This is a genomic window from Paraburkholderia sp. HD33-4 (genome assembly GCF_021390635.1).
Classification (GTDB): domain Bacteria; phylum Pseudomonadota; class Gammaproteobacteria; order Burkholderiales; family Burkholderiaceae; genus Paraburkholderia.
Map to the genome: position 1 here is coordinate 585,993 of NZ_JAJEJS010000003.1, position 12,123 is coordinate 598,115.

Consider the following 12,123-nt stretch of genomic DNA (forward strand, 5'->3'; position numbering starts at 1 on the left):
ATTTCTATACTTCCTCTAGCGCACTCCTGGCAGGATCCAGCCCGTACGACCCAGACGAATTGACGTCAACGAAACGAAAGAATCGAAGCGAACACGCGGCGCGGCCATCGCGGCTCACGCGCGATTCGTATGAGGAGGGAGACATGGGACATTCCGCATCCGCCGCGCCGGAGAAGCAAGGCCACGGCGAAGCCTCGCCGGCTCTTCCAGCGCTCGCGCTGGCCGCGCTCGGCGTAGTCTATGGCGACATCGGCACGAGCCCGCTCTATACGCTCGCCACCGTGTTCGATCCCAGCAACGGTCTCTCGCTCAATGCTTTCAATATCGTCGGCATCGTTTCGCTGATCTTCTGGTCGCTGATGATCGTCGTTTCGCTCAAGTACGTCGTGCTGATCCTGCGGGCGAATAATCACGGCGAAGGCGGCATCATGGCGCTGCTCGCGCTCGCGGCGTCGTCGATCAAGTCGCGGCCGCGTTTGCGTCGTGGACTGCTCGTGGTCGGCGTGATGGGTGCGGCGCTGTTCTTCGGCGATAGCGTGATCACGCCGGCCATTTCCGTGCTGAGCGCCGTGGAAGGGCTCGAAGTCGTCGAGCCCGGGCTCAAGACCTATGTGATTCCGGTGACGCTCGCCGCGCTCATCATCCTGTTCGTCACGCAAAAGCACGGTACGGGCGGCATCGGCGCCGTGTTCGGGCCGGTGATGGTGCTCTGGTTCGTGGTGATCGGCGTGGCGGGCGTCGCGAACATCATGACCGCGCCGGTCGTGCTCTATGCGCTCAATCCGCTGGAAGGGCTCGCCTTCGTCATGCATCACCGCTGGCTCGCGTTCGTCGCGCTCGGCGCGGTGGTGCTCTCGCTGACCGGCGCCGAGGCGCTCTATGCCGACATGGGCCATTTCGGCAAGCGCCCCATTCGGCTTACGTGGTTCGGCATCGTCTTCCCCGCGCTCGCGCTCAACTATCTGGGCCAGGGCGCGCTGCTGCTGGCGAACCCCGGCGCGGTGCAAAACCCGTTCTACCGGCTGTTCCCGCAGTGGGCCATCGTGCCGATGATCGTGCTGGCGACGATCGCCACCGTGATCGCCTCGCAGGCCGTCATCTCAGGGACTTATTCGATGACGATGCAGGCCATGCAGCTGTCCTTCCTGCCGCGCATGAACATCGTGCATACGTCGGAGCGCGAGATCGGCCAGATCTACGTGCCCGGCATCAACTGGATCCTGCTGATCGCCGTGGTCGCGGCGGTACTGGGCTTCCGCTCGTCCACGGCGCTCGGGTCCGCGTATGGCATCGCCGTGACCGGCACGATGCTGATCACGACGTTCCTCACGTTCTTCGTCGTGCGTTACGCATGGCACTACAACTGGCTGCTGTGCGTGCTGTCCACTTCATTCTTCTTCGTGATCGACGCGCTGTTCTTCTCGGCGAATCTGCTGAAGATCGTCGATGGCGGCTGGTTCCCGCTCGTGATCGGCGCGATCGTGTTCACGGTCATGGCGACGTGGGGACGCGGCTGGGAAATGATGCTGGCCGAAGCGCGCGTGCGGGCGGGAAAGATGCCGCTCAAGCCGTACCTTGCTACGCTGCTCGAAAGCTCACCGACGCGCGTCGGCGGCACGGCGATCTTCCTGACGCCGGACGCCGAAGCGGTGCCGCACGCGCTTGTCAACAACCTGCGGCACAACCGTGTGCTGCATGAGCGGACGGTGTTCCTGAGCGTACTCACGAAAAGCGTGCCGTGGGTGGCCGAAAGCGAGCGTGTGACGATCAGCCCGCTGTGCACGGGCTGCTGGCACGCTACGGTGAACTACGGATTCAAGGACGATGTGGACTTGCCGTGCACGCTGGCCGCCTACAAATCGCCCGAATTCGCTTTCAACCTTGACGACACCTCGTGGTTCCTGAGCCGCGCGGTCGTCGTGCCCAAACGCGGTCACGGCATGGCATTGTGGCGTGAGCGCCTGTTCGCGGTGATGCTGCACAACGTGGGCAATATCGCGGCGTTCTTCAAATTGCCGGCCAATCGCGTGATCGAAGTCGGCGCGCGCGTGGAGATCTAGGGCGCGCCATCGCATCACGCCGGTAAATCGCTGCGAGCCTGTCGCGAAGATAGGCCGTCAACGCTGCTTCCACCTCGGCCTGAAGCCGCTGGCGTTGCCACTGCGCTGCGCTATGACGCGTGCGTACCAATCCGGCAGGCCCTTGGCGATCATCAACGCCACTTCCGTCACGCGCATAGCCTCGCCTTTGCCGAGTGTCGGCGCGCGTGCCTCGAAGAGGTCTGCGAAACGCTGCCTGGGTTCGCGCCGAGCCTCTTCGCTGCGATCGCTTTTGACCGTGCAGGGAAACACACCGCCGATCCCTCGGGTTTGAATCTTGCTGCCAACGACCTGGCCGCCGCTCGAATCGGCGTGCGTGTTTTGCTTCGCGGCAGGCAAGCCTGGTTGGATGCCCGCGGCGCATCCAACGAGGGAGACGTGTGATGGGCGACGAGACTCACCAGAATCACGGACACGACCGCCGCCGCTTTCTTGCGGGCGTAGCCGCCGTGGCCGGCAGCGTTGCGCTATCGGGTTGCGGAGGCGGCGGATCGAGCGGCGGAGGATCAGGCGGATCGGGCGGATCGGGCGGATCGGGCGGCGACCCCGCGTCCTCGATTACCGACATTCCCTCGCCCAACGCCGCCGACCGCTATAGCCTGCCGCGCCCGGCGTTGCCCGCGCCGGCCGGTTCGGGAATCGACTTCATCGTGCTGGTCACGATGGAAAATCGTTCCTTCGACCATTTCCTCGGCTGGGTGCCGGGCGCCGAGGGCCGGCCCGCGAACCAGCAGTTCAAGGACGCGTTCGGCGCGACGCAAACGCCGTTTTCGCTCGCGGCGAATGCCGCGTACGGCTATCAGGCGTGCTCCTACCAGGATCCCAATCACAGCTTCTCGGGGGCCCGCACGCAACTGGCTTCGGGGGCGATGAATGGCTGGCTGCTGACGCCGGGCACGAGCCTGATTCCCGGCGATCTGCTGCCTATCGGCTACTACACGTCGGCCGATCTGCAATTTTTCAACGCCGTGGCGAGCAGTTACACGATCGGCGACTTCTACTTCAGCGGCATCCTGACGAGCACGTTTCCCAATCGCCTGTACCTGCATAGCGGCGCAACGGATCGGCTCGATGACAGCGCCGGCACTTCGTCGCTCGCCACGATCTGGGACAAGCTGAACGACGCCAATGTCGACTGTCGCTACTACTACCACGACGTGCCGTTCACGGCGCTTTATGGCACGCGGTATCTCGGCATTTCGCGCCCGTATGCGGATTTCCTCGTGAATGCCGCGGCGGGGACGCTGCCGCCATTCTGCATGATCGATCCGTCGTTCACGGGCGAGCCGGAAGGCGTTTCCGCCGACGATCATCCGCATGCCGACATCCGCGACGGCGAGGCGTTTCTCGCGCAGGTCTACGAGGCACTGCGCACGAGCCCGACATGGAGCCGCACGCTGATGATCGTCGTCTACGACGAATGGGGCGGGTTTCTCGAACACGTGGTGCCGCCCACCAGGCCGATCAGCAACAGCGAACTCACCCTCGGCAACGACGGCAAGCTCGGCTTTCGCGTGCCGCTCGCGCTGCTTGGCCCACGCGTGCGCGCCGGCTCGGTCACGCGCTATCCGTTCGACCCCAGCTCGATTCACGCGCTGCTGCAATGGCGCTTCGGCTTGCAGCCGCTTGGGGTGCGCGGCAGCGATGCGGCGACGGTCAATCTCGCTTATGCGCTCGATTTCACCGACGCGCCGCGCACCGACGCTCCCGCGTTCACGGTCGCCCAGGGGCCGTTCGGCGGAGCGTGCCTGGGGGCGCTCGCGCCTTCGCCGTCGAGCTCGGTATCGGCGATCGATCAGTCGCAAAAGCTGGCGATCAACCCGACGGCGGACCGCTTCGCGGAGTTGCGCGCGAAGGCGGCGTCATTGGGATTCCAGACCGGAGGCTAAGGCTGGATTCCGGCTCAACTTTCCGGGCGGCAAATTCTATTCCAGAGAAAGCAGTGCAAACTTGCCGCCGCTGCGGTGATCGAAGACGAGACTGCTTAGCGGCGCGCCTTGCTTTTTTTCTTCGGCTTCGGCGGCGTGAGCGCCGCGGTCCAGAATGCGGAGACCGCCCGCTTGGATGCGGCGATCGTCCGTACTCTCGCGGCGTTCGCGACGGTATTGGCGCCGCTTAACCACATGCTCATGAACGGGTTCTTCTTCGTCCAGGGATTTTTCATCTCGGCCTCGATTGAATGAACGTCTGACGGGAGCGCCATCGACAGGTCGACGCGCTCTGTTCATGCGTCGGTGCCGCAGCGCAAGCGCGCACGCAATGACTGGTCCAGCTATTGAACCTGGCCATTTTCGTCCGGTCCCATGACAACTGGAAAATCTTCCGTCAACTTTTGATCACTTCATTCGGTGCTCGCGCGTGTGACGATGAAAGGCGCCCGGGCATCAATTCCGTTGTCCGTAATTCACCGGTAAAAGGCGCTTGCGCGCTAGCTTGCATTGCGAAGCGGGCCCCACATTTGCTCGTGAAACCCTCTCGAAGCCCCGCGGTAGCGTGCAGCATGTGATCGGCACGCGCGGCGGGCCGCCTACGTCGACGTCACCGCGTCGCCCTCAACGGGTCCGCCGATGCCATTTCGTCCCGATCTTGCCGTTTGGTCTTGCCGCGCGCGGCTGCACCGCCGCGCTGTTGCCTCGGTGGCCACCGCGCTGGCGCTCGCCGCGAGCACCGGCGTCGGCGCGCAATCCGCCCCGACTGTCGCGCCAACCAGGCCGGCGGTGCCTGCGATTACGCTGCCCGCATCGGCCGTCGCTGCGAATGCCGCCAGCAGCGCCGCGCTCCGGCACATCGAAAACACGGATCACGCGCAGCCGTCGCCGGTCGTGCCGACGCCGCCGTCCGAACTGTACGGCGAGCTGTACCGCGACGTCGAACTCGCGCATCTGTACCCGGACAGCAAGACCTTTGCCGATATGTGGCCCAACGAGCCGCCGGCGCAGGTCATCGCCGATTACAACAGCCGGCGCACCCAGCCGCAATTCGACCTGAAGCAGTTCGTCGAACAGCGCTTCACGCTGCCCGCGCGCGCACCGAAGCGCTACGTGTCCGATCCGAACGACAGCGTCACCGCGCACATCGATACGCTGTGGAGCGTGCTGCGCCGCGAGCCGGACGCCAGCGCGAGTCCGTACTCGTCGCTGTTGCCGCTGCCGTCGCCGTACATCGTGCCTGGCGACCGCTTCGACGAGATCTACTACTGGGATTCGTACTTCATCCTGCTGGGGCTCGATGCGAGCGGCCAGCACGCGCTCGTCGACGACGAGCTCAACAATTTCTCGACCTTGATCGACCGCTATGGCCACATTCCCAATGGCAATCGCACGTATTACCTGAGCCGTTCCCAGCCGCCGTTCTTCGCGCAGATGGTGCAGCTCGTCGCGCGCAAAGAGGGCGATCAGGTGTACGCCCGCTATTTGCCCGAACTGCGCCGTGAATACGCGTACTGGATGGCCGGCAGCGACAGTGTCGCGTCTGGGACCGCGGCGCGCCATCTGGTGCGCCTTGCCGACGGCACGCTGCTCAATCGCTACTGGGACGAGCGCGCGGCGCCGCGCGACGAGTCATATCGTGAGGATGTGATGACGGCGCAGCAGGCGCCGCAACGCGAGGCGCAGGATTTGTGGCGCAACCTGCGCGCGGGCGGCGAAACCGGCTGGGATTTCAGCTCGCGCTGGTTCGCCGACGGCAGGACGCTCGCGAGCATCGACGTGACCTCGATAGTGCCGGTGGACCTGAACTGCCTGATGGTGGACCTCGAACGCACGCTCGCGAAAGCCTACCGTGTGACCGGCGATGCGGGTCACGCGGAGAATCTCGAACTACGCGCTCGCGTGCGCGCCGATGCGATCCGCCGGGTGCTGTGGGATCCGCAACTGCATGCGTTCGGCGACTACGACTTCGTGCATCGCACGCTCACGCACCGGCTCACTGCCGCGACCGTATACCCGCTTTACGCCGGCGTCGCGACACGCAACGACGCGCGCGAAGTGGCGCAGACGATCCGGCGCGATCTGCTGCGCCCGGGCGGTCTCGCGACGACGCGGACCAACACCGGCCAGCAGTGGGACGAACCGAACGGCTGGGCGCCGCTGCAGTATCTCGCGGTAATGGGGCTGCGCCGCTATAGCGAGCCGGAACTCGCGCGCGATATCGCGACGCGCTGGATCCGCACCGACGTCGCGTACTACCAGCGCACCGGCAAGCTGGTCGAAAAGTACGACGTCGACGCGAACGACAGGTCGGCGGGCGGCGGCGAGTATCCGCTACAGGACGGCTTCGGCTGGACCAACGGTGTGCTGCGCGTGCTGATGCAGCTCTATCCGGATGCGGTGAGGTCGACGAAGCCGGCCGATCTGCCCGGCGGCGCGGTCGGGGTGTCGGATGCGGCGGCGTCGGCGGCCGCCACGCCGCAGACGTCGCACAGCACGTCGCGCGTGGGCCACTAGTCGCGCAGGACGCGCAGTCAGGCCCGCGAGTTCCGAAGAGGTAGTAGCGATACCAGGATGATGGGTTGACTGCCTGACCGCGGCGCAGCCCGTTACGATGCTTCGGATAGCTCGAACGGTCTCTAGCCACCCTGGAAAGTCTCGAAGATGAATCGCAAGCTCGACATACCATCGGCCCAACCGGTGCCGCCGCAGGCGCAGGCCACGGTGCCCGCGCAGGCCGTCCCGCCCGCCGACGATGAAGCCGCCGCGCACTGGCAGCGCAATCTCTGCGTGTGCGTGTTCGGCTCGTTCACCACCATCGTCGCGATGACGCTGCTGCTGCCGTTCCTGCCGCTCTACGTCGAGCAGCTCGGCGTGAAGGATCATGCGGCGATCGTGCAATGGTCAGGCGCCGCGTTCGGCGCGACCTTCTTCAGCGCGGCGCTCGTCGCGCCGCTGTGGGGCAAGCTCGCGGACCTCTACGGCCGCAAGCTGATGCTGATCCGCTCGAGCCTCGGCATGGCGGTCGCGATGTCGCTGATCGGCATGGCGCACTCGGCGTGGCAACTGGTCGCGTTGCGGCTGCTCGCGGGGCTGCTTGGCGGCTATGCGTCGGGCTCGATGATCCTCGTCGCGACGCAGACGCCGAAGGCGCGCTCGGGCTGGGCGCTCGGCGTGCTGTCGTCGGGGATCATGGCGGGCAATCTGGTCGGCCCGCTGATCGGCGGCTTCCTGCCGCCGCTGATCGGCATTCGCGCGACCTTCTGGGCATCGGGCGCGGCGATCTTCGTCGCCTTTCTCGCGACGGCGTTCCTGATCCGCGAAACGCCGGTGCGCAAGCGCGCGGACGACGCGTCGAAGAAAGGCGCGTGGGCATCGGTGGACGACAAGCGGCCGGCCATCGCGATGCTTGCCACGGGTTTGCTGCTGATGGTCGCCAACATGTCGATCGAGCCGATCATCACCGTCTACGTCGCCCAGCTCACGAAGCCGCAAAGCGTGACGATGGTCGCGGGCTTCGTCATGTCGGGCGCGGCGCTCGGCAGCGTGATCTCATCGTCGCGCCTCGGCAGGTTCGCCGATCGCGCCGGGCACTGGAACGTGATCGTCGGCTGCCTCGCGGTGGCGGCGGTGCTGCTCATCCCGCAGGCGTTCGTTACCGCGAGCTGGCAGCTGATCGTGCTGCGTTTCCTGATGGGCATGGCACTGGGCGGCCTGTTGCCGTGCATCGCGAGCGTGATCCGCCACAACGTGCCGGCGAGCGTGACGGGCGCGATTCTCGGCTACTCGGTGTCGTCGCAGTACGCGGGACAGGTGGTCGGCCCGCTGCTCGGCGGTTTCGTCGGCGGACACGTCGGCATGCGCGCGGTGTTTCTCGGCACCAGCGTGCTGATGGCGCTCGGCGCGTTCGCGAACTGGCGCGTGAAGTCGGGCCGGGCACGGGCAGCGGTGGTGCGCTGATACCCTTCCCCTGGGCGCCCACCGCCCGCGTAAACCCCAGCGCGCGTCCGGTCAGAACCCGCTTTGCGCATTTTTTTATTCATGCTACTGTGAATCGCAGTTCGCAAGGCTATGCAAATTTACATTGCACCAGCCGAGGCGGAGCTGGGATGGCATGAGCTCGCCACCTCATCGGACACACCCCAACGTGTAATCGCGACCAAGGAGAAAGCGCGGTGACGCAGGTTCCGATCGACCGTAGCAGCATCGTTTCCGCGCACGCTTTGTCCCGCCCACGTCTAGCCTCGGCGAAATGGCTCGTCAGGGCGGGCGTCGCGCTCATCTACCTGTTCATGCTGAGCCCGCTGATCTTCGTGATCTGGCTGAGCTTCTTCAAGGACGCGATCATCACGTTCCCGCCGTCCGGCTACACGCTGTCGTGGTACGTCAACGCATGGCGCAACGACGCGTTCGCGAACGGTTTCGTGCTGTCGCTGAAGCTCGCGGCCGGCGCGGCGATCGGCGGCGTGGTGCTCGGTGTCGCGGCCTCGCTCGCACTCGCGCGCTACCGCTTTCCCGGGCGGCGCCTTGTCAGCAACACGCTGCTTCTGCCCTTAGTCGTGCCTGGCATCGTCGCCGGCATTGCGACCTATCTGTTCTATCTGCGCGCCGAGAATGCGCTCGACACCGACATCGTCGGCACGTTCGGCGGCCTGCTGCTCGCGCATATCTGCCTGACCATTCCGTGGACCATCCGGCTCGTCACCGCGAGCCTGGGCCAGATCGACACGATGGTCGAGGAGGCGGCGCGCAATCTCGGCGCCGGCGCGTGGCGCACGCTGTGGCGCGTCACGTTGCCGATGCTGCGCCCGGCCATCGTCGCGTCCACGCTGTTCGGCTTCATCGTCTCGTTCGAGAACCTCGAGATGACCTTGCCGCTCGTCGGCCCCGGCAAGACCACGTTGCCGATCGCGATCATGCAGTACCTCGAATTCAATCTCGACCCAACCATCGCGGCGGTATCGGCCGCGCAGATCGTGCTGCTCGGCATCGTGATGCTGATCACCGATCGTTTCGTGAAGCTCGGCAAGGTGATCTGATCATGGCTCAGGTATCCCTGCGCAATCTGCGCAAGCAGTACGGTGCGACGACCGCGGTCGCCGACGTGTCGTTCGATATCGCCGAGGGCGAGCTGGTCGCGTTCCTGGGACCGAGCGGCTGCGGCAAGACGACGACGCTGCGCATGGTCGCGGGTTTCGTCGAGCCGAGCGATGGCGAAATCTGGATCGGCAACACCGAGGTCACGCGGCTCGCGCCCGACAAGCGCAACACCGGCATGGTGTTTCAGCGCTATGCGTTGTTTCCGCACATGACCGTCGCGCAAAACGTCGCGTTCGGTCTGGAAATGCGGCGCGTACCGAAGGCGGAGCGCGATACGCGCATTCGCGAGGCGCTCGACATGGTGCGGCTGAGCTCGCTCGCCGAACGCTATCCGCGGCAGTTATCCGGCGGCCAGCAACAGCGTGTCGCGATTGCGCGCGCGCTCGCGATCCGGCCCGACGTGTTTCTGCTCGACGAGCCGTTGTCGAATCTCGACGCGAAGCTACGCGTCGAGGTTCGTGAAGAAATCCGCGCGCTCCAGCAGCGTCTCGGTCTCACGACGATCTTCGTCACGCACGATCAGGAAGAAGCACTCGCGATGGCGGACCGCGTGGCCGTCATGCACGACGGACGCGTGCAGCAGATCGGCCGCGCGGACGAGTTGTACGAGCGGCCCGCGAATCCGTTCGTCGCGAGCTTTCTGGGGCGCATGAATTTCCTCGCGGGCCACGTCGACAACGGGCAATTCATCACGGCGAACGGCGAAAAAATCGCGGTCGATGCCGCCGCGCGCCATGCCAATACGCTCGGCATCCGTCCCGAGCGCCTGCGTCTCGCCGCGGCGCCCGAGCACAGCGAGGTATCGATTCCGGTGCGGCTGGCCGAGCGGATCTATCTCGGCGCGAGCGTCGAACTACGCCTGACGAGCGAGCGTGGCCAGAGCCTCGTCGCGCTCGTGCCGAACACCGCGCATGCGGGTGCCGGCGCGTGGTCGCCGGGCGACACGCTGCACGCGTGCTTCAGAACCGAAGATTGCCTGCTTTTTTCCGCCTGAAGGACCATAAAATGACCCATCCCATCACGCGCCGCACGTTTCTGAAAGCTGCATCCGGTCTGCTCGTCGCTCCGTCGCTCGGCTTCGATCCGCGCGCGGCGTTGGCGGCCGACGCTTGTCCCAGTGTGGTCGTCGGCACGTGGGGCGGCGATTATCTGAACCTGCTCGAACAGAACATCGGCAAGCCGATCATCGAGTCCGCGGGCGGTCACGTCACTTACGACTCGGCCGATCAGATCGGCCGCATGACCAAGCTGCGCGCGGAGAAAATGTCGCGTCACGGTTCGCTCGACGTCGCGTGTCTCGCCGACATCGATATGTTCGACGTCAACCGTTCGGGCGTGCTCGAACCGCTCGATTCCAAACTGGTGCCGAACTCGGCGCGCACGATCGAAGCGCTGCGCCGTCCCTATTCGATTCCGCACATCTTCAGTGCGATGGTGATCGTCTACAACCCGGAGAAGTTTCAGGCGAAGCCCGACTCGCTCGCGGTCGCGCTCGATCCGAAACTGAAGGGACGGGTGGGCTTTTCCGACATTCTGTACAACTTCAACGTGCTGCAATCTTCACTCGCGGCGGGCCAGCACAACGGCGACACGGCGGCCGGCATCCAGTTTCTGCGCGAGGCGCGCAAGCAGCAGCCGAAGGTTTATCCGTCGAACGAAGCGGTCGCGGCGGCGCTGAAAAGCGGCGAAATCTGGATGACCTGCATGTGGAAGGCGCGCGCGTTGCAGTGGAAAAAAGGCGGCGTGCCGGTCGACTATGCGTTCCCGAAAGAGGGCGGCGTGCCGGTCACGTTCGAAGCCGCCGTGCCGAAGAACGCGCCGACGCGTGGCTGTGGCTTCAACTATCTGAACGCGATGCTCGATCCGCGCGCGCAGGTCGGCTTCGCCGAGACGATGGGCTATGCGCCGACCGTCACCGATGCGGCGTTGCCGCCGACGCTGCAACAGAGCGTCGGCTTCACGAATGCCGAACTCGATCGCCTCGTCAAAGTCGACTACGCGCGTTTCACCGCGGAAAAACCGGCGCTGCTCGACTTCTGGAACAAGGAATTCAAGCCGGGACTTTGAACCATGACGACGAGCGCACTGAACGCCGCGCCGCGGCGCCGCGACTTTGCCGGGGGCCTGCTCGCATCGCCTGCCGTGCTGGTCGTGCTATTCGTGATCGTGCTGCCGGGCGCGCAACTGGTGCGCTACAGCTTCAATCATTTCGACTCGGTCCAGATGATGCAGGCGGCGTTCACGCTCGAGAACTACGTCCAGTTTCTGACCGATCCGTACTACCACGCGGTGCTGTGGACCACGATCAAGGTGGCCGCGCTGTGCACGGCGTTGTCGCTCGTGCTCGGTTTTCCGGTCGCCTATGTGCTCGCGAAAACGCAGAGCCGCTTCAAGAGCCAGCTGGTGATGCTGCTGGTGTTTCCGCTGCTGGTCGGCAACGTCGTGCGCGCGGCGGGGTGGATGGTCATGCTCGGCAACGCGGGTTTCGTCAATGCGATGCTGATCGCGCTCGGCGTCGTCGATCAACCGGTACGGCTGCTGTATACGCCGTTCGCGGTGGTGGCCGGCACCACCGCCGTGGTGCTGCCGTACATGATCCTGACCTTGCAGAGCGTGCTCGAAGGCCTCGATTTCTCGATCGAGGAAGCCGCGCGCAATCTCGGCGCGAGCTTCGGCCAGACACTCGCGCGCGTCGTGCTGCCGATCGCGGCGCCCGGCGTCGCGGCCGGCACGATGCTCGTGTTCATTCTGTGCATGAACGCGTACGCGACGCCGGTGCTGCTCGGCGGCACCGGCATCACGATGATGACGCCGGCGATCTACGACCAGATCGCCAAGGCGAACAACTGGCCGTTCGGGGCCGTGCTGTCGCTCGTATCGATGGTCGTGACGTTTGCGCTGGCGCTGTTCTCGCACTGGATCATCCAGCGGCGCTACGCAAAAACGATGATGACCTGAACTGGCAGGCGCGCCGCGGGCTCGCGGGTGGGATGCGC

At 65.3% G+C, this 12,123-nt stretch carries 9 protein-coding genes; 8 read left to right on the forward strand and 1 reads right to left on the reverse strand.

Features of this window, described 5'->3' with window-relative positions:
- The first annotated feature begins 143 nt into the window (after positions 1–143).
- Both L0U84_RS37215 and L0U84_RS37220 read left to right on the forward strand, forming a co-directional pair.
- Entirely contained in the window at positions 144–2,060 is a 1,917-nt protein-coding gene (locus L0U84_RS37215) for a potassium transporter Kup (protein ID WP_233858065.1), read from the forward strand.
- 422 nt (positions 2,061–2,482) lie between these two features.
- On the forward strand, positions 2,483–3,988 hold the full coding sequence (locus tag L0U84_RS37220; RefSeq protein WP_233858067.1) for an alkaline phosphatase family protein: 1,506 nt from the start codon (positions 2,483–2,485) through the stop codon (positions 3,986–3,988).
- Between the two features lie 95 nt (positions 3,989–4,083).
- On the opposite strand, the gene L0U84_RS37225 is transcribed toward L0U84_RS37220, so the two are convergent.
- Complete coding sequence (locus L0U84_RS37225; RefSeq protein WP_129960769.1) at positions 4,084–4,263, reverse strand: hypothetical protein; 180 nt, start codon at positions 4,261–4,263, stop codon at positions 4,084–4,086.
- A gap of 472 nt (positions 4,264–4,735) precedes the next feature.
- Between L0U84_RS37225 and treA the strand changes: the two genes are divergently transcribed.
- The 6 genes from treA to L0U84_RS37255 all read left to right on the forward strand — a co-directional run bounded on the left by treA (position 4,736) and on the right by L0U84_RS37255 (position 12,085).
- On the forward strand, positions 4,736–6,544 hold the full coding sequence (treA, locus tag L0U84_RS37230; RefSeq protein ID WP_233858069.1) for an alpha,alpha-trehalase TreA: 1,809 nt from the start codon (positions 4,736–4,738) through the stop codon (positions 6,542–6,544).
- Between the two features lie 147 nt (positions 6,545–6,691).
- Complete coding sequence (locus L0U84_RS37235; protein ID WP_233858071.1) at positions 6,692–7,987, forward strand: MFS transporter; 1,296 nt, start codon at positions 6,692–6,694, stop codon at positions 7,985–7,987.
- Positions 7,988–8,202: 215 nt separating this feature from the next.
- Positions 8,203–9,066 (forward strand): ABC transporter permease, encoded by an 864-nt coding sequence (locus L0U84_RS37240; RefSeq protein ID WP_233858073.1) that lies wholly within the window; start codon positions 8,203–8,205, stop codon positions 9,064–9,066.
- A 2-nt stretch (positions 9,067–9,068) separates the two neighbouring features.
- On the forward strand, positions 9,069–10,121 hold the full coding sequence (locus L0U84_RS37245) for an ABC transporter ATP-binding protein (RefSeq protein WP_233858075.1): 1,053 nt from the start codon (positions 9,069–9,071) through the stop codon (positions 10,119–10,121).
- Positions 10,122–10,132: 11 nt separating this feature from the next.
- Entirely contained in the window at positions 10,133–11,194 is a 1,062-nt protein-coding gene (locus L0U84_RS37250) for an extracellular solute-binding protein (protein WP_233858077.1), read from the forward strand.
- A 3-nt stretch (positions 11,195–11,197) separates the two neighbouring features.
- Positions 11,198–12,085 carry an ABC transporter permease gene (locus L0U84_RS37255; RefSeq protein WP_233858079.1) on the forward strand — a complete coding sequence of 296 codons (888 nt, stop codon included), beginning with the start codon at positions 11,198–11,200 and terminating at the stop codon, positions 12,083–12,085.
- The last annotated feature ends 38 nt before the right edge of the window (positions 12,086–12,123 follow it).

What these genes read in the sequence shown, in the direction of transcription:
- L0U84_RS37225 (WP_129960769.1), bottom strand. Translation starts at nt 4,263, where the DNA reads ATGAAAAATCCCTGGACGAAGAAGAACCCGTTCATGAGCATGTGGTTA.
- L0U84_RS37235 (WP_233858071.1), top strand. Translation starts at nt 6,692, where the DNA reads ATGAATCGCAAGCTCGACATACCATCGGCCCAACCGGTGCCGCCGCAG.
- L0U84_RS37220 (WP_233858067.1), top strand. Translation starts at nt 2,483, where the DNA reads ATGGGCGACGAGACTCACCAGAATCACGGACACGACCGCCGCCGCTTT.
- L0U84_RS37215 (WP_233858065.1), top strand. Translation starts at nt 144, where the DNA reads ATGGGACATTCCGCATCCGCCGCGCCGGAGAAGCAAGGCCACGGCGAA.
- L0U84_RS37245 (WP_233858075.1), top strand. Translation starts at nt 9,069, where the DNA reads ATGGCTCAGGTATCCCTGCGCAATCTGCGCAAGCAGTACGGTGCGACG.
- L0U84_RS37255 (WP_233858079.1), top strand. Translation starts at nt 11,198, where the DNA reads ATGACGACGAGCGCACTGAACGCCGCGCCGCGGCGCCGCGACTTTGCC.
- L0U84_RS37250 (WP_233858077.1), top strand. Translation starts at nt 10,133, where the DNA reads ATGACCCATCCCATCACGCGCCGCACGTTTCTGAAAGCTGCATCCGGT.